At 64.9% G+C, this 15,240-nt stretch carries 21 protein-coding genes; 12 read left to right on the top strand and 9 right to left on the bottom strand.

Annotation, left to right across the window (positions count from 1 at the left end; all coding sequences use genetic code 11):
- The first annotated feature begins 276 nt into the window (after positions 1-276).
- The 11 genes from E7811_RS07630 to E7811_RS07580 all read left to right on the top strand — a co-directional run bounded on the left by E7811_RS07630 (position 277) and on the right by E7811_RS07580 (position 9,213).
- A complete protein-coding gene (locus E7811_RS07630; RefSeq protein WP_136393925.1) occupies positions 277-1,599 on the top strand; it encodes a mechanosensitive ion channel family protein in 1,323 nt (440 codons plus the stop codon).
- A gap of 60 nt (positions 1,600-1,659) precedes the next feature.
- The gene (mbfA, locus tag E7811_RS07625) at positions 1,660-2,637 is read left to right on the top strand and encodes an iron exporter MbfA (RefSeq protein WP_136393924.1); all 978 of its coding nucleotides are present in this window, start codon (positions 1,660-1,662) and stop codon (positions 2,635-2,637) included.
- A 19-nt stretch (positions 2,638-2,656) separates the two neighbouring features.
- Entirely contained in the window at positions 2,657-3,349 is a 693-nt protein-coding gene (locus E7811_RS07620) for a nitroreductase family protein (RefSeq protein WP_136393923.1), read from the top strand.
- Positions 3,350-3,464: 115 nt separating this feature from the next.
- A complete protein-coding gene (locus tag E7811_RS07615) occupies positions 3,465-4,418 on the top strand; it encodes an AEC family transporter (RefSeq protein WP_136393922.1) in 954 nt (317 codons plus the stop codon).
- Positions 4,415-5,245 (top strand): S-formylglutathione hydrolase, encoded by an 831-nt coding sequence (gene fghA / locus E7811_RS07610; RefSeq protein ID WP_136393921.1) that lies wholly within the window; start codon positions 4,415-4,417, stop codon positions 5,243-5,245. The genes E7811_RS07615 and fghA overlap by 4 nt, the downstream gene beginning before the upstream one ends.
- Positions 5,238-5,699, top strand: a complete 462-nt coding sequence (locus tag E7811_RS07605) for a YaiI/YqxD family protein (RefSeq protein WP_136393920.1) — start codon at positions 5,238-5,240, stop codon at positions 5,697-5,699. Before fghA ends, E7811_RS07605 begins: the two co-directional genes overlap by 8 nt.
- Before the next feature lie 48 nt (positions 5,700-5,747).
- Complete coding sequence (locus E7811_RS07600; protein ID WP_136393919.1) at positions 5,748-6,695, top strand: DMT family transporter; 948 nt, start codon at positions 5,748-5,750, stop codon at positions 6,693-6,695.
- Positions 6,692-7,315, top strand: a complete 624-nt coding sequence (locus E7811_RS07595) for an HAD family hydrolase (RefSeq protein WP_136393918.1) — start codon at positions 6,692-6,694, stop codon at positions 7,313-7,315. Before E7811_RS07600 ends, E7811_RS07595 begins: the two co-directional genes overlap by 4 nt.
- Entirely contained in the window at positions 7,312-8,223 is a 912-nt protein-coding gene (locus E7811_RS07590) for an ornithine cyclodeaminase family protein (RefSeq protein WP_136393917.1), read from the top strand. Before E7811_RS07595 ends, E7811_RS07590 begins: the two co-directional genes overlap by 4 nt.
- Before the next feature lie 112 nt (positions 8,224-8,335).
- Positions 8,336-8,530, top strand: a complete 195-nt coding sequence (locus E7811_RS07585; RefSeq protein ID WP_136393916.1) for a hypothetical protein — start codon at positions 8,336-8,338, stop codon at positions 8,528-8,530.
- A 56-nt stretch (positions 8,531-8,586) separates the two neighbouring features.
- On the top strand, positions 8,587-9,213 hold the full coding sequence (locus tag E7811_RS07580) for a TetR/AcrR family transcriptional regulator (RefSeq protein WP_136394276.1): 627 nt from the start codon (positions 8,587-8,589) through the stop codon (positions 9,211-9,213).
- A gap of 21 nt (positions 9,214-9,234) precedes the next feature.
- On the opposite strand, the gene E7811_RS07575 is transcribed toward E7811_RS07580, so the two are convergent.
- Genes E7811_RS07575 through E7811_RS07535 form a run of 9 tightly spaced genes read right to left on the bottom strand, consistent with a single transcriptional unit; the run spans position 9,235 to position 13,803 of the window.
- Positions 9,235-9,786, bottom strand: a complete 552-nt coding sequence (locus tag E7811_RS07575) for a flagellar basal body-associated FliL family protein (RefSeq protein ID WP_136393915.1) — start codon at positions 9,784-9,786, stop codon at positions 9,235-9,237.
- A gap of 6 nt (positions 9,787-9,792) precedes the next feature.
- Complete coding sequence (flgH, locus tag E7811_RS07570; protein WP_136394275.1) at positions 9,793-10,515, bottom strand: flagellar basal body L-ring protein FlgH; 723 nt, start codon at positions 10,513-10,515, stop codon at positions 9,793-9,795.
- A 14-nt stretch (positions 10,516-10,529) separates the two neighbouring features.
- Complete coding sequence (gene flgA / locus E7811_RS07565; RefSeq protein WP_136393914.1) at positions 10,530-10,949, bottom strand: flagellar basal body P-ring formation chaperone FlgA; 420 nt, start codon at positions 10,947-10,949, stop codon at positions 10,530-10,532.
- Positions 10,949-11,734 carry a flagellar basal-body rod protein FlgG gene (gene flgG, locus E7811_RS07560; protein WP_136393913.1) on the bottom strand — a complete coding sequence of 262 codons (786 nt, stop codon included), beginning with the start codon at positions 11,732-11,734 and terminating at the stop codon, positions 10,949-10,951. The genes flgA and flgG overlap by 1 nt, the downstream gene beginning before the upstream one ends.
- A gap of 11 nt (positions 11,735-11,745) precedes the next feature.
- Positions 11,746-12,459 carry a flagellar hook-basal body complex protein gene (locus E7811_RS07555; protein ID WP_136393912.1) on the bottom strand — a complete coding sequence of 238 codons (714 nt, stop codon included), beginning with the start codon at positions 12,457-12,459 and terminating at the stop codon, positions 11,746-11,748.
- A gap of 1 nt (position 12,460) precedes the next feature.
- The gene (locus E7811_RS07550) at positions 12,461-12,727 is read right to left on the bottom strand and encodes a flagellar biosynthetic protein FliQ (protein WP_136393911.1); all 267 of its coding nucleotides are present in this window, start codon (positions 12,725-12,727) and stop codon (positions 12,461-12,463) included.
- Entirely contained in the window at positions 12,724-13,017 is a 294-nt protein-coding gene (gene fliE, locus E7811_RS07545) for a flagellar hook-basal body complex protein FliE (protein WP_136393910.1), read from the bottom strand. Before fliE ends, E7811_RS07550 begins: the two co-directional genes overlap by 4 nt.
- Positions 13,018-13,029: 12 nt before the next feature.
- On the bottom strand, positions 13,030-13,413 hold the full coding sequence (gene flgC, locus E7811_RS07540; RefSeq protein ID WP_136393909.1) for a flagellar basal body rod protein FlgC: 384 nt from the start codon (positions 13,411-13,413) through the stop codon (positions 13,030-13,032).
- Positions 13,414-13,419: 6 nt separating this feature from the next.
- Positions 13,420-13,803, bottom strand: a complete 384-nt coding sequence (locus tag E7811_RS07535) for a FlgB family protein (RefSeq protein ID WP_136393908.1) — start codon at positions 13,801-13,803, stop codon at positions 13,420-13,422.
- 83 nt (positions 13,804-13,886) lie between these two features.
- On the opposite strand from E7811_RS07535, the gene E7811_RS07530 reads away from it, so the two are divergent.
- Entirely contained in the window at positions 13,887-15,194 is a 1,308-nt protein-coding gene (locus E7811_RS07530; protein WP_136393907.1) for a FliI/YscN family ATPase, read from the top strand.
- Positions 15,195-15,240 lie beyond the last annotated feature (46 nt).

Below are 15,240 nucleotides of genomic sequence, written 5' to 3'. Positions count from 1 at the left end.
GGCAGGGAATTCGGTGGGCGTGGTTACGCAGGCCGACCGTCACAGTCGGGCGAGGATCGTGCGGGTCATGCCGAAGAAGCGGGCCGGAAGCCGCGCATGATCGGTGATGTTGAAGTAGATGAACCCGTTCATGACCCGCTAAATACGCCCGAATCCCCGTGCAACGCAAGGGATCAAGGCCGGCGCCCGGCCAAAGCCTGAAGCAATCCGTGAGCGCGCCAGATTTGACGTCGGGCCGTGGGGATGCAAGGCTCGGCTGCGTGTGGGAGGCATCGTATGGATCTGATCGATCAGGGAATTCTACAGAGCGCCGAGGGCCTTTGGGCGCAGCTCTTCGCCTTTATAAAGACGCTGTTCATCCCCACGCGCCTGTATCAGTTGGGACTATTGCTGGCGCTGGCCATCCTGGCCCATCTGGTCGCCCGCTGGCTGTCGCCGCGGGTGGACGACTGGATTCGAAGCCACGAGGGGTTGCGGATTTGGCAGTTGCGGCTGATGTCGGTTTTCCGACGTCGCCTGCGCGGGATCGTTTTTGTCCTGTTCGCCTGGGCTGCCGCCTTTGTCATCGCACAGATCACGCCCTTCCCCTCGCGGCGGTACCTGGTGGAACTGGTCGCCACCATCGCCACGGCCTGGTTGGTGATCGGGCTGGTCACGCGGATCATCCGCAACCGGTTTCTCAGGCAGCTTGTGACATGGCTGGGCTGGGCCTATGTCACACTGCTTTTTCTGGGGTTTGTCGATCCGGTTTCGCAATTCCTTGACAGTCTGGCGGTCACCTTCGGCGATTTCCGCATCTCGGCCCTGACGGTGCTGAAGGCGCTGGTGGTGACCGGCGCGCTGTTCACCGGCGCGCGGCTGATGACGCAGGGCGCCTCGAACCGGATTCGCGCGAACGAAGACATCAGCCCCTCGATGCGGGTGCTGGCGGTCAAGATCCTGCAGATCGGCCTTTACGGTGCGGCCTTCTTCATCGGGCTGAAGGCGGTGGGCTTTGACCTGACGGGTCTGGCCGTCCTGTCGGGTGCCATCGGCGTCGGCCTGGGCTTCGGCCTGCAAAAGGTGGTGTCGAACCTTGTCTCGGGTGTGATCATCCTGCTGGACAAATCGGTAAAGCCCGGCGACGTGATCAGCCTTGGCGACACCTTTGGGTGGATCGAAAGCCTCGGCGCGCGCTATGTTTCGGTCGTCACCCGCGACGGCAAGGAATTCCTGATCCCGAACGAAGACCTGATCACCGGTCAGGTTGTGAACTGGTCGCATTCGAACGATTTCGTGCGGCTGGACCTGTTCTTTGGCACGTCCTATGGCGACGATCCGCACAAGGTGCGCGCGCTGGCCGTGGAGGCGGCGATGAAGACATCCCGCGTGCTGCGCGACAAGCCCGCGGTCTGCCATATCGTAGGCTTTGGCGACAGTTCGGTGGATTACATCCTGCGGTTCTGGATCAGCGATCCGACGGAGGGCCTGACCAACATCCGCGGCAACGTCTATCTGGCGCTGTGGGATGCGTTTCAGGCGAATGGCATTTCCATACCCTTCCCGCAGCGCGAGGTTCGCGTTCTGGACAATTCAAAGCCGCCATCGCCCCATCCATAGGGGCCTTGAACCCCGGTGGCAGAGCGGTTAACTTAGAACCATTCTAAGAAAGGGCACATCATGATCCCCGGTTTCGGCGGTCGCCGCCGTTTTTCCGACCTGAGCGAGCAAGAGGTTCTGGCGCTGGCGATTTCCTCGGAAGAGGATGACGCGCGCATCTATCGCAGTTTTGCGCAGCGTCTTCGCGCGGATTACCCCGCTTCAGCCGCCCTTTTCGAGGGTATGGCGGCCGAGGAAGATCAGCATCGCCAACGGCTGATCGACCTGCACAGCCAACGCTTTGGTGATGTCATCCCCCTGATCCGGCGCGAACATGTCGCGGGCTATTACGCCCGCAAGCCCATCTGGCTGACCGAAAACCTGAGCCTTGACTCGATTCGCGACGAAGCCCGCGCCATGGAAGCGCAGGCGCAGGCCTTCTACACCCGCGCCGCGCAGGTCACGACCGATGCGGGCACCCGTCGGCTGTTGGGCGATCTGGCGGCGGCCGAGGCGGGGCATGAACGCACCGCCGAAGATCTGGCGAGCCAGCATCTGGATGACGACAGCCGCAGCGAGGAAGACCGCAGCGCCCGGCGGCAGTTCATCCTGACATGGGTGCAGCCGGGGCTTGCGGGGTTGATGGACGGGTCGGTTTCCACGCTCGCCCCGATTTTTGCGACGGCCTTCGCCACGCAGGACACATGGACGACCTTCCTTGTGGGTTCGGCGGCCAGCGTGGGGGCGGGGATTTCCATGGGCTTCACAGAAGCCGCGCATGACGATGGCGTGCTTTCGGGCCGTGGCAGCCCGTGGAAGCGTGGCCTTGCGTCCGGCGTGATGACCACCCTCGGCGGGATGGGCCATGCACTGCCCTATCTGATCCCCGAATTCTGGACCGCGACGACGATCGCCATGATCGTGGTGTTCATCGAACTGTGGGCGATTGCCTGGATCCAGAACAAGTACATGGAAACGCCCTTTCTGCGTGCGGCCTTGCAAGTCGTGCTGGGCGGTGCTCTGGTGTTCGCGGCGGGGGCGTTGATCGGCGGCGGCTGACCCCGGAACAGGGGGTAAGATGTACAAGAAGGGCGAAGTCACCTATCAGGCGCTGCCCCTGCCCGACCGGGTGCAACGCGATGACGCGGGGGCCCTGGCCGAGGTTCAGGCTTTTCGCGACTACATGAAAAAGCGCCATTCCGTACGCGACTATTCCAGCCGCACGGTGCCCGAGTCGGTGATTACCGCCTGCATCGAGGCCGCGGGCAGCGCCCCGTCGGGTGCCAATCACCAGCCCTGGCATTTCGCGGCCATTTCCGACCCGGCGATGAAGGCGAAGATCCGCGAGGCGGCAGAAGAGGAAGAGCGCGAGTTCTATTCCGGTGGCGCGGGCGACGAATGGCTTGCCGCGCTGGAACCGATCGGCACCGGGGTCAGCAAGCCCCATCTGACCGACGCGCCCTGGCTGATCGTGGTCTTTGCCCAACGGTACGGGGTGACGGAGGACGGGCAACGCTACAAGAACTATTACGTGCCGGAAAGCGTGGGTATCGCGACCGGAATGTTGATCACGGCCCTGCACATGGCCGGACTCGTTTGCCTGACCCATACGCCGAACCCGATGAAGTTTCTTCCCGAGCTTTGCGGACGTCCGGCGCATGAGAAGGCGGTGATGATCCTTCCGGTGGGTTATCCTGCAGATGACGCAACGGTGCCCGCCGTGGCCAAGCGCAAGAAGCCGCTCGACCAGATCCTGACCGTCTTTCGCTGACCGCGGCCGGGGGAATTCACCCTGACCGTTCCGTTGGAAACGGATCGGGGCGATCCGGGCTTGCATCCGGCCGGAGGGCGTGGGACCAAGTTCGCGAACCTCTGACAGGCCTGCGATGCTGCCCATCTTTTTGAAGACATTGCCGTTCTTTGCCCTGATCGGACTGGGATACTGGGCCGGGCGCGTGCGATTCTTCACGCCCGAGGCGACGGCCTACCTGACGAAATTCGTCTTCTACTTCGCCCTTTCGGCGATGCTGTTCCGCTTCACCTCGAACCTGTCGCTGTCGGACATCTTCGATGCGCGCTTTGCGATGGCCTATCTTGCGGGCTGCGCGGTCGTCTATCTGCTGGCTCTGGGCGTGGCCTTCCTGCGTCGCGTCAGCCTTGCCGAGGCCGCGATCGAGGCGCAATGCGCGGTCATCGGAAACACCGGGTTTCTGGGCGTGCCGATGCTGGTCGTGCTCTTGGGGGCCGAGGCGGCGGGGCCCGTCCTGATGGTGCTGGTGATCGACATGATCGTCTTTTCCAGCCTGATCACGCTGATCATCACCGGTGTGCGCGAAGGGCGGATGAGCCTGGGCATTTTCCGCGCGCTTGGGCTGGGCCTTCTGAAGAATCCGATGATCGTGTCGATGGTGGCGGGGCTTGTCTGGTCGGCGACGGGATCGCCGGTGCCCGGCCCGATCAACGAATTCATGGGTATTCTCGGCGCGGCGGCAACGCCGGGGGCGCTTTTTGCCATCGGTGCCTCGCTGGCGGGCCGTTCGGCGGAACGGATCGAGGTTGCGGCCTGGCTGTCCTTCGCGAAACTCGTGCTGCACCCGGCGGCGGTGGCCTTTTCCGCGCTGGTGCTGTTCGAGGTGGAATCCTTCGCGGCGGGTGTGATGATCGCGGCGGCCTCGCTTCCCGTGGCGGGCAATGTCTATATTCTGGCGCAACACTACGGGGTGGCCCCGCAACGGGTTTCGACCTCGATCCTGATCTCGACGGCGGTCAGCATCGTGACAGTGTCACTGGTGATCGCGTGGGTGACGGGGCTCAATCCGGATCTGGGAGGACAGGGATGAAGACGATTTCGGAAAACCGCTGTTTCGGCGGCGTGCAGGGGGTCTATTCCCATGACTCGTCGGCCTGCGGTTGTGACATGACCTTTGGCCTTTTTCTGCCCGAAGAGGCCGAGACCGGCCCGGTTCCGGTGATCTGGTATCTCTCGGGGCTGACCTGCACGCATGAGAACGCGATGGTGAAGGCCGGCGCACAGAAATGGGCGGCCGAACAGGGCGTTGCGCTGGTCTTTCCCGACACCAGCCCGCGGGGCGAGGGCATCGCCAATGACGAGGCCTATGACCTTGGGCAGGGCGCGGGTTTCTATGTGAACGCCACGCAATCGCCCTGGGCGCCGCATTTCCGCATGTGGGACTACATCACCGACGAATTGCCGCGCGTCCTGTTCAACGGGTTCGAGGTGGACGAGGACCGGCAGGCCATCACCGGCCATTCGATGGGCGGGCATGGCGCCCTAACCATCGCGATGAGCTTTCCGGGGCGCTTCCGGTCGGTGTCGGCCTTTGCGCCGATCGCGCACCCGACGGCCAGCGAATGGGGCCGCAAGCAGTTCACCGCCTATCTGGGCGCGGACGAATCGAAATGGGCGGCGCATGACTCGACCCTGCTGATGCGGACGCGGGGCTTTGACGGGCCGGTCCTGGTGGATCAGGGCGCGAAGGATCAGTTCCTGCACCTGCTGATGCCCGAGGCCCTGGCCGAGGCGATGGCCGCGCGCCGCCAGAACGGCACGTTCCGGATGAACAAGGGCTATGACCACAGCTATTTCTTCGTCTCGACCTTCATGGAAGACCACATCGGCTTTCATGCCGAGGCGCTGTATGGCTGAGGCGCCGCGCATCCTGATCGACGCCGATGCCTGCCCCGTGAAGGCCGAGGCAGAGAGGGTGGCGACGCGCCACGGGATGCGGATGGTTCTGGTGTCGAACGGCGGGATCAGGCCAAGCGCCAACCCGCTGGTGGAAAGTGTCTTTGTCCCCGACGGCCCGGACGAGGCCGACAAGTGGATCGCAGGCACCGCCGGGCCGCGCGATGTGGTGGTGACGAACGATATCCCACTTGCCGCGAAATGCGTCGCCGCAGGCGCGCGGGTGATCCGGCCGAACGGCGAGGTGCTGACCGGCGCCAACATCGGCAACGTGCTGGCCACGCGCGACCTGATGGCCGATCTGCGCGCCGCCGACCCGTTCCGGCAGGGGGGCGGGCGCGCCTTTTCCAAGGCTGACAGGTCGCGGTTTCTGGACACGCTCGACCGGCTTGCGCGGCAAGTCCTGCACGGCTGAGTCGCGCGCGGGACAGACAGGGCAAATTCGACGCGGCACCTTCGGCGCATGAGCGATGCGCAGCTGATCAACCCCTTGCCGATCCGTGGCATCCTGCTGGCCCTCGGGGGCGGGGTCACGCTTTCGGTCAACGACCTGTCGATCAAGTTCCTGTCGGGCGACTATGCGCTGCATCAGGTGATCCTGATCCGGGCGCTGGTGGGAATGACGATCATCCTCGCCGTCATTGCCATGACAGAGGTGGGGCTGGCGCAGCTGCGCACCAAGCGGCCCGGCGCGCATCTGCTGCGCGTCGCGATCGTGATGGTGTCGAATGTCACCTACTTCCTTGGACTTGCGGCGATGCCGATTGCCGATGCGGTTGCGCTGGCCTTCATCGCGCCGGTGCTGATAACCGCCATGTCGGCGCTGATCCTGCGCGAACCGGTGGGGCCACGCCGATGGGCGGCGGTCGGGGTCGGCCTGCTTGGAGTGGTGGTGATGATGCGGCCGGGCAATGGCGTGATCCAGCCCGCGGCGGTGCTGATCCTGATTTCCGCCCTGTGCTATGCGGCCAGCCACACCATGACCCGCATCCTGCGCGGCACGGAAAGCGCTTTCACGCTGAACTTCTATGTCCAGTGCGGGTTCATCTGCGTTTCGTCCTGCATGGGGCTTTGGGTGGGGGATGGCCATATGGCCGGTTCTTCCGATCCGTCGCTTGCCTTCCTGTTCCGCGATTGGGTCTGGCCCCCGGTGCGGGACTGGCCGTTCTTTCTGGCCAGCGGCCTGGCCGTGGGCATCGGCGGGCTGATGATGAGCCAGGCCTACCGGTTGTGCGAGGCAGCGCTGGTCGCCCCGTTCGAATACATCGGCATCCCGATGGCGATCTTCTGGGGCGCCGTCGTCTTTGGCACCTTTCCCGATCGGGTGGCATGGGCGGGGATTGTGCTTATCTGCGGCGCGGGTCTTTATACCTTCTGGCGCGAAACGGTGCGCAAGAAGGAGAGGACATGACACCCGAAGCGGTGATTTTCGACATCGGCAATGTGCTGATCCGCTGGAATCCCGAGTCATTCTATGACCGCACCATTGGCGAGGCGCGGCGGCGCGCCCTGTTCGCGGCGGTTGACCTGCACGGAATGAACGACGCCATCGACGCGGGGGCGCTGTTCCGCGAAACCATCTATGACTGGGCGGACCGTCATCCGGACTGGGCCGAGGAAATCCGCATGTGGTATCACAACTGGATCGACATGGCCTCGCCCCGGATCGAAGGGTCGATCACGCTCTTGCGGCGGCTGCGGGCGAAGGGCATCCCGGTCTTCTCGCTGACGAATTTCGGCACCCATGCCTTTGCCTATGCGCAGACGCAGTACGAATTCCTGACGGAATTCGATCGCGGCTATGTCTCGGGGCACATGGGTGTCACGAAACCGGCGCCCCGCATCTATGAGATGGTCGAGGAGGATTGCGGCATTGCCCCCGACCGGCTGATCTTTACCGATGACCGGGCCGAGAACATCGCCGTGGCCGCCGCACGCGGCTGGCGCACCCATCTGTTCGACGGGCCCGAAGGCTGGGCCTGCCGACTGGTGGCCGAAGGATTGCTGACCAAGGAGGAGGCCGCGCTGTGACGGTAGAAATGATTGGACCCGAGGCAGAGGCCCATCTGGACTGGATCACCCTGTCCGAGGCGATCGAGGCAGGCCATCGGCTGCCGCGGGCCGAGATTGCCGACATGTTCCTGTATCGCGGACAGGATACGCTTTTGAACCGTTCGGCATGGATCGACGGGCTTGGCCTGCTGGTGAAATGCGCCACGATCTTTCCGGAAAACAAGGCGCTGGACAAACCCACGATCAACGGCGCGGTGACGCTTTACGCCGATCGCACCGGCGAACTCGAGGCGGTCGTGGATTTCCACCTTGTGACCAAGTGGAAGACGGCTGGCGACAGCCTGCTTGCCGCGCGCAAGCTGGCCCGACCGGACAGCCGCGCCATCCTGATCGTGGGCGCGGGTGCCGTGGCCCGGTCGATGATCTCCGCCTATTCGATGATCTTTCCCCAGGCGCGATTTACCGTCTGGAGCCGGACCATCGACTCTGCGCGGGCCATGGAAGGCGAAAGGGTGACGGCCACCGACGATCTTGAGACGGCGGTGAGGGCGGCTGACGTGATCTGCACCTGCACCATGTCGCGCGACCCCCTGGTGAAAGGCGCCTGGCTGAAACCGGGCCAGCATCTGGACCTGATCGGGGCCTACCGGCCCGACATGCGCGAGGTCGACGACGAAGCCCTGCGCCGTGCCCGCATCTTTGCCGACAGCCGGGCAACCACCATCCACCATATCGGCGAGTTCAAGGATCCGATTGCCCGCGGCGTCATTTCCGAAGGCGACATCGTGGCCGATTACTATGATCTGGCGTCGGGGGCGTTCCGGCGCACCTCGCCCGACGACATCACGATCAGCAAGAACGGCGGCGGCGCGCACCTGGATCTGATGACGGCTTCCTACATCCTGGCCGCCTGGCGGGGCCGCTGACCGGCTGTGTTTGGCCGGCGGGAAGTTTTCGTTGCGGGCAGCGGAAGGCACTTGAAAAACTAAACTGATCGGTTCATATAAACTGAACCGATCAGTTTAGTTAGGTGCAGACATGACACGCTCCATCCCGCTCATGGCCCTTCTTCTGGGGCTTTCGATGGCCTCCCCCGTTCTGGCGTTCAACATTCCGCTGGACGTGCCCACGCCCACCTGGCCCGAGACCGGCGGCGATGCCGTCACCCGTGGCTGCATCGATCCGGCGCAGCCGGCGCCCAAGGGCACCTGCGCCGAGCCATCGGCGCCATGAACCCCTGCGCGGCCTTGCCCGATCCCCCGCGATTGGGCTAGGTTGCGACAGTAATGATGAACATCGCTGACGAGCAGATCCGGCGTGGCCGCAAATACGAACAGGTGCTGAACGGCGCCCGGATCGTCTTCATGCGCGACGGCTATGAAGGGGCCTCGGTCGACGACATCGCGCGCGAGGCCGGCGTGTCCAAGGCAACGCTCTACAGCTATTTCCCGGACAAGCGGCTTCTGTTCATGGAGGTCGCCAAGACGGAATGCCAGCGCCAGGCCGACGAGGCGGTGGAGTTGATCGACCTGACCCTGCCGCCCGAACAGGTCCTGACGGCAGCCGCACGGCGGATCACGCAATTCATCATGTCGGATTTCGGGATGCGGGTCTTCCGGATCTGCGTTGCCGAAAGCGACCGCTTCCCCGAACTCGGGCATCAGTTCTATCATTCGGGGCCGCTTCTGGTGCGCCAGAGGCTGGCGGATTACCTGCGCGAGGCGGTCGCGCGGGGTGAACTGGTGATCGACGACATCGAACTGGCGGCGGATCAGTTCGCCGAACTGTGCAAGGCCGATATCCATAACCGGCTGATCTTTGGCATGGCCGACTGCTGCCAGCCGCGCGACATCGAACGCACCATCCGGGGCGCGGTCGAGATGTTCATGGCGCGCTATGGTGCCGGGCGGGGCTGATCCGCCCCCGCATCGGCTGGATCAACTGTCCTGCCGTGCCATTTCCGAAATCAGCACATCCGTGACTTTCTGACCAAGAACGCGCTGCGCCGATTCCAGAAGGGACCGTCGCAAGAGGATCAGGTTCGCACCGTCGGTGAAGGTGCCCTTGAACCCCCCTGAGTTTGCATGATCGAACAGAAGCTGAAGGAAGGCATCCCGCAGCTTTGGTTCACGGGCATAGACATCCTCGGTCGTTCCGGGTGCCACCTCCAGCCCCAGTGACAGGATCACCAGAGACCGCACGCGCCCCTCTTCGACAACGGGCACGACGAACTGGTTGTTCAGCTTGACGTATTCCGGCGCGGTTTCGCCACTGTCCTGATGCTTGGCGTCCTGATGCCCTTCGCCGTCATCCGCGCCCGTCCCGCTGCCCTGGTCCGCGCCCTTGGCACCCTCCGCCTCGGCGCCAGCGGTCCCGGTCCCCTCTGCGGCATGGGCCGGATCGGGCGGCGGGCGCAGGAACAGGCCTGCGGCCATGCCGCCGCCGGTGGCCAGAAGAACGATCACGACCGGGATCACGAGGCGCAGCATGGCGGCTCAGAACGGCAGGATCGCATCGGCCACCTGCTGGCCGTAGCGGGGTTGCTGCACATCGGTGATCTGGCCGCGCCCGCCATAGGAAATCCGCGCGCCGGCGATCTTGTCATAGGTGATTTCGTTCTGGCGCGAGATGTCGGTCGGGCGGACATAGCCCGATACCAGAAGCTCGCGCAGTTCGAAGTTGACCCGCACCTCCTGCTGGCCCTCGATCCGCAGGACGCCGTTCGGCAGTTCCTCGACCACCGTGGCAGCCACCCTGAGCGTGAGCTTTTCATTCCGTGCCACCGAACCCTCGCCCGAAAAGGTCGAGGCCGATTGCGTCTCTACCGCCTCGGCCATGCTGGCCCCCTCGGGCAATTCCCGGTCGATCCGCTGCGGAATGCCGACAAGCGCGGGGATTCCCAGGGATTCGGAACCGTTCCGGCTGCGGCCCGAGGAATTGGAAATCTCGGCCTTGTCGTCGATCTCGATCACGACGGTCAGGATGTCACCCCGCCGCGCGGCCCGCCTTTCACCGAACAACGCGGCGCGATTCTCTTCCCAGAGCGAGGCCTCATCGACCTCGCGATCCGGCGGGGTGGAAGCGGGCATCGGCGTCGAATAGATCGCGTGATGCTGGTAGCTGCCTTCCAGCGGCGTGAAGGCGGGGGCCTTGCCCACCTCTTCCAGCCGGGAACAGGCGACCGTCAGGCACAGCGTCAGAAGAACGGCAACGCGCATCATTCGTGCACTCCTCATGGGTCGACCATTACCATTCCGTCGGGAAGGACATGGCCGGTTGTTGTGTTGCGGGAGGACAGGTTCATCACCTTGACCGGGTCTCCGATCGCCCCGCGATCAAGCGCACGCCCTTCGGCCCGGATCGTCAGCCCGCCCGAGCGGAAGACGAGCGTCACGATCTGGTTCCGCTCCACCATTCCGGGTGGGGCCAGATCCGAACCGTGAACAGGGCGACCGGGGTAAAGCGCCACGCGCGTTTCCAGGCCGATCGCCTGCGCCGGATCCGTCATCGCGGCGGGATTATCGCCCGGCTTCACCGCCAGGTCCGCAGCGGTCAGAACTGTTCGCGCCGGGATCATCCGTGCGGCGACCAGAACCTCCGCCGCCGCGGGGGAAAAAGGGACAAGGGCAAGGATCAGCGCCAGCGCCCGCATCAGCGCACCTGCGTCGTGGCCGACAGCATCTGGTCGGCGGCGGTGATCACCTTGGCGTTCAACTCGTATCCGCGCTGCGCCTTGATCAGTTCTGTCACCTCACGCACCGCATCGACCGAGCTTTCTTCCAGAAAGCCCTGCCGCAAAGTTCCCAGGCCATCCTCGCCCGGCGTTCCGGTTTCGGGCGGGCCACTGGCGCCGGTTTCCAGATAGAGGTTCGATCCGATCGCCTCGAGCCCCTTTTCATTGGTGAACGCGGTCAGGGTGAACTGGCCCAGCAACTGCGGTTCGACCTGATCGGCGAAATAGGCCCAGACCTCGCCCTCGGCATTGATGGCGATGGAACGCGCATCCGCGGGAATCGTGATCTCGGGCTGCACCGGGAAACCGTCCGACGTGACGATCAGCCCCTCGCCCGTGCGCTTCAGCCCGCCATCGCGGGTGTAGGCCGACGCACCCGAGGGCAGCGTCACCTCAAGATACCCGCGCCCCTCGATCGCCACGTCCAGATCGCCGCCGGTTTGTGCCAGGGCGCCCTGCGCCAGCATCACCGATACCGACAGCGGCCGCACGCCCAGACCAAGCTGGATCCCGGTCGGCAGTTGCGTGCCATCCTGCGCGGCGATGGTGCCCGGACGCGCGATCTGCTGATAATGCAGGTCCGCAAACTCGGCGCGCCGGGCGTTGTAGCCCGTGGTGGACATGTTCGCGAGGTTGTTCGACACCACGTCGACCCGCATCTGCTGGGCCGCCATGCCGCTGGCCGCGATCTGAAGCGCCTTCATCCGTCTCTCCTTCACGATCCCAGTGTGCGGATTGTCTCGCGCAGGCGCTCGTCCTCGCGTGACAGGAACGACTGGCCGAATTCATAGGCGCGTTGCACGGTGATCATGCGGGCGATCTCGTGCACCGGGTCGACATTGCTTTCCTCGAGCCGGCCCTGAAGGATGCGGCCGTCTTCTGCGGGTTCGAAGCCCCCGCCTGGATCAAAGCGCGTTCCGGCCTCGTGGCGCAGTGCGTTCGAGTCCGCCGCTTGCCACAGGCCGATCTGCGCCACAGGCTGGCCCGCGGCGGAAAGCACACCGTCGCCCGAAAGCGCGAGCCTTCCCGATCCGGGGGGGATGGCGATGGGTGCTGCCCCGGCATCCAGAAGACGGTAGCCATCATGCGTGACGACCTCGCCCTCCGGCGAAAGGGTGAAGGCCCCGGCCCTTGTCAGGCGGTTTCCCGCGGGCGTTTCGATCAAGAAGAACCCGCCGCCTTCTATGGCGAAATCCAGGTCGTTTCCGGTTTCCACCAGCCCTGCCTGCGACAGGTCGATCACCCTTGCGGTCGCGTGCGCCATCGAATGGCTTTCGCCTTCCGGGTTTGCGACCAGATATTCGGAAAAAACCACGCCTTCCCGCCGAAACCCGGTGGTGCCCGCGTTGGCGATGTTGTTGGCGATGGACTGCATCTCGCGGTTCAAGCCGCTTTGCCGTGTGAGAGTGGTGTAGATGCCGCTGTCCATGTCAGCCCCCGGCGATCCGCGGCACGATCTCGTCCTGGAAGAAGGCAAGAAGCGTACCGTTCATGAAACCCATGGTGATCCAGAAGGTCAGGATCATCGCGCCGATCTTGGGTACGAAGGTCAGGGTCATTTCCTGCACCGAGGTCAGCGCCTGGAACAGGCCGATCACCACGCCCGTCACCAGGGCGACCAACAGGAGAGGCGCCGATACCACGGCGGCCACCCAAAGCGTCTGTCGCGTCATGTCGAAAAGCTCCGCTTCGGTCATACCGGCATCCTCAGGATTTCCTGATAGGCCTCGACGACCTTGTTGCGGATGGTGACGGCCGTTTCGACCGCCAGTTCGGAAGCGGCCAGCGCCTCTACCAAGGCCTGCGGGTCGGCCCCGCCCGTCATCGCGGCCCTGGCCGTTCCCTCCGCCTCTGCCAGGGCCGAGGCGAACCCGCCGGCCGCCTGTCCGATGGCGTTGTCGGCGCGCGGTGGGCTGCCCGGCCCGGGGGCCGCCGCCGTGCGGTTCAGAAGGTAGGATTGCTGGGCAAGCGTCGCCTGTATCGACATCCGCGTTCTCCCTTACCGGCGCAACAGATCAAACAGCCCACGGGTCATCTGCCGGGCCTGATCGAACAGTTTCAGGTTCGCCTCATAGCTGCGCTGCGCTTCACGGGCGTCGGCGATCTCGATCACAAGGTCGACGTTGGAGCCGTCATAATGCCCGGATTCATCGGCCAGCGGATGGCCTGGATCGTGGATCCGCAGCAGCGGGCTGCGATCCAGTCTGACTGGCCCCGTCTCGACCATCCCTGCCTCCGATGGCTGGAACGGTATGGTCTTACGGTGGTAACCGGGCGTGTCGACATTCGCGATGTTTTCGGAAACGTGGCGAAGGCGCTGGCTCTGGGCCTGCATTCCGGATGCCGACAGCTGTTGCGCAAGGGGCAGGGAAAGGTCTGTCATCCGCCGTTACCCCCGCCCGAGGCTGGACCGGATCATCGTCGCGGCCGATCGGTAGACGGCCAGCGCCATGTCATGCTGGCCCCGGACCTGGGCGGCCCGCACCATCTCGGCCTCAAGGGATACGGTGTTGCCGTTGGGCTTCATCGCGCCCGGTGAGGGCACCGCGCCCGCGGCCTGGTCATCCGGTCCGCCCAGGTGCCCCGGACGGGTCTGGCGCAAGTTCAGGGCGGGATCGGCCACGCGATACACCTCGGCAAAGGCGGGCAGGTCACGCGCCTTGAATCCTGGCGTGTCGGCATTGGCGACATTCGCCGCGGTCAAACCCTGCCTGGCCCCGGCATGCGAGGCAAGTGCCTGCGCCATCTGAAGGATTTCGAGGTTCTGCAACATTGGGGGTTCTCCCGCATGGCCTTTCATCCGGAATTAAGGGTGATTCCTTTAGAAACGGTAATTGCAGAACAAAAGAGGCACGGATGTCCGGCATTTTCGATTCCCTTATGGCAGAGATTCAGGCTGCAAAGCCGGTGCGTCCGGTGGGGCGCATCGTTTCGGCGGCCGAGGGGTGCGTCACCGTGCGGGGGCTTTCGGCCCATGTCGCCCTGGGTGACCAGATTCGCATCGAGGCGCCGCGACGGGTCAAGGGCGAGGTGCTGCAGCTTGCCGCCGATCATGTGACCGTGCTTCTGGATGGTCCGGCCGAAGGTCTGGCCACCGGCGCCGCGGTTCTGCCCGATGGGCCGCCGCGCATCCGCCCCGACATGTCCTGGATCGGTCGGGTGATCGATCCGGACGGGCACCCGCTGGACGGCCGCCCGCTGCGGAACGGTGCCGTGCCCGTGCCCCTGCGCCGCGCCGCACCGCCTGCGGCCACGCGGCGGCGTCTGGGCGCGCGGCTGGCCACGGGGACCGCCCTGTTCGACACCTGCCTGCCGATCGTGCGCGGGCAAAGGCTGGGGATCTTTGCGGGCTCGGGTGTCGGCAAGACCACACTTCTGGGGCGTTTCGCCCAGGGGATCGAGGCGGATGTCGTCGTCATCGGCCTGATCGGCGAACGCGGGCGCGAGCTGTGCGAGTTCACCGAAACGGTTCTGGGGCCGCAGGGGATGGCGCGATCGGTCGTGGTCGCGGCGACATCGGATCAGCCGCCCCTGATCAGGCGCCGCGCGGCCTGGACGGCGACCGCAGTCGCGGAACATTTCCGCGACGCGGGGCTGCATGTGCTGTTGTTGCTGGACTCGGTCACCCGCTTTGCCGAGGCGCATCGCGAACTGGCCCTGACCGTGGGAGAGGCCGCGTCGATGCGTGGATATCCGCCCTCGACCGCTGCCCAGATCATGGCACTGGCCGAACGGGCCGGGCCGGGAAACGGGCAGGCAGGGGATATCACGGCGATCTTCACCGTTCTCGTGGCCGGGTCGGACATGGAGGAACCGGTCGCCGATATCCTGCGCGGGTCACTGGATGGGCATGTGGTGATGGATCGCCGGATCGCCGAACGCGGGCGCTTTCCGGCGGTCGATCTGCTGCGATCCGTCTCGCGCAGCCTGCCGCATGCCGCGACCGAGCCGGAAAACGCCCTGATCGCCGAGGCGCGGCGGCTTCTTGGCGCCTATGACGCGTCCGAGATGATGATCCAGGCCGGTCTTTACACCAGGGGCAGCGATCCGGAGGTCGATCGCGCAATCCGGGTCTGGCCGGCGCTGGACGCATTTCAGGCAGAGCCCAGTCCTGGTGGCATCGCAGAAAGTTTCGCGCTGCTGTCGCGGGCACTTGGTGCCTGATGCGGGCGCCTTCGTGACCTGCCCCCTGTCCGCGCAAAGGATCCGC

The sequence above is a fragment of the Aliigemmobacter aestuarii genome (assembly GCF_004799285.1).
Lineage (GTDB): Bacteria > Pseudomonadota > Alphaproteobacteria > Rhodobacterales > Rhodobacteraceae > Aliigemmobacter > Aliigemmobacter aestuarii.
Note: the sequence above shows the minus strand (reverse complement) of the source record. Positions and strands in the feature narration are given on the sequence as shown.

Coding starts and splice junctions, on each gene's coding strand:
- E7811_RS07630 (WP_136393925.1), top strand. CDS start 277: ATGGATCTGATCGATCAGGGAATTCTACAGAGCGCCGAGGGCCTTTGG.
- mbfA (WP_136393924.1), top strand. CDS start 1,660: ATGATCCCCGGTTTCGGCGGTCGCCGCCGTTTTTCCGACCTGAGCGAG.
- E7811_RS07620 (WP_136393923.1), top strand. CDS start 2,657: ATGTACAAGAAGGGCGAAGTCACCTATCAGGCGCTGCCCCTGCCCGAC.
- E7811_RS07615 (WP_136393922.1), top strand. CDS start 3,465: ATGCTGCCCATCTTTTTGAAGACATTGCCGTTCTTTGCCCTGATCGGA.
- fghA (WP_136393921.1), top strand. CDS start 4,415: ATGAAGACGATTTCGGAAAACCGCTGTTTCGGCGGCGTGCAGGGGGTC.
- E7811_RS07605 (WP_136393920.1), top strand. CDS start 5,238: ATGGCTGAGGCGCCGCGCATCCTGATCGACGCCGATGCCTGCCCCGTG.
- E7811_RS07600 (WP_136393919.1), top strand. CDS start 5,748: ATGAGCGATGCGCAGCTGATCAACCCCTTGCCGATCCGTGGCATCCTG.
- E7811_RS07595 (WP_136393918.1), top strand. CDS start 6,692: ATGACACCCGAAGCGGTGATTTTCGACATCGGCAATGTGCTGATCCGC.
- E7811_RS07585 (WP_136393916.1), top strand. CDS start 8,336: ATGACACGCTCCATCCCGCTCATGGCCCTTCTTCTGGGGCTTTCGATG.
- E7811_RS07580 (WP_136394276.1), top strand. CDS start 8,587: ATGAACATCGCTGACGAGCAGATCCGGCGTGGCCGCAAATACGAACAG.
- E7811_RS07575 (WP_136393915.1), bottom strand. CDS start 9,786: ATGCTGCGCCTCGTGATCCCGGTCGTGATCGTTCTTCTGGCCACCGGC.
- flgH (WP_136394275.1), bottom strand. CDS start 10,515: ATGCGCGTTGCCGTTCTTCTGACGCTGTGCCTGACGGTCGCCTGTTCC.
- flgA (WP_136393914.1), bottom strand. CDS start 10,949: ATGCGGGCGCTGGCGCTGATCCTTGCCCTTGTCCCTTTTTCCCCCGCG.
- flgG (WP_136393913.1), bottom strand. CDS start 11,734: ATGAAGGCGCTTCAGATCGCGGCCAGCGGCATGGCGGCCCAGCAGATG.
- E7811_RS07555 (WP_136393912.1), bottom strand. CDS start 12,459: ATGGACAGCGGCATCTACACCACTCTCACACGGCAAAGCGGCTTGAAC.
- E7811_RS07550 (WP_136393911.1), bottom strand. CDS start 12,727: ATGACCGAAGCGGAGCTTTTCGACATGACGCGACAGACGCTTTGGGTG.
- fliE (WP_136393910.1), bottom strand. CDS start 13,017: ATGTCGATACAGGCGACGCTTGCCCAGCAATCCTACCTTCTGAACCGC.
- flgC (WP_136393909.1), bottom strand. CDS start 13,413: ATGACAGACCTTTCCCTGCCCCTTGCGCAACAGCTGTCGGCATCCGGA.
- E7811_RS07535 (WP_136393908.1), bottom strand. CDS start 13,803: ATGTTGCAGAACCTCGAAATCCTTCAGATGGCGCAGGCACTTGCCTCG.
- E7811_RS07530 (WP_136393907.1), top strand. CDS start 13,887: ATGTCCGGCATTTTCGATTCCCTTATGGCAGAGATTCAGGCTGCAAAG.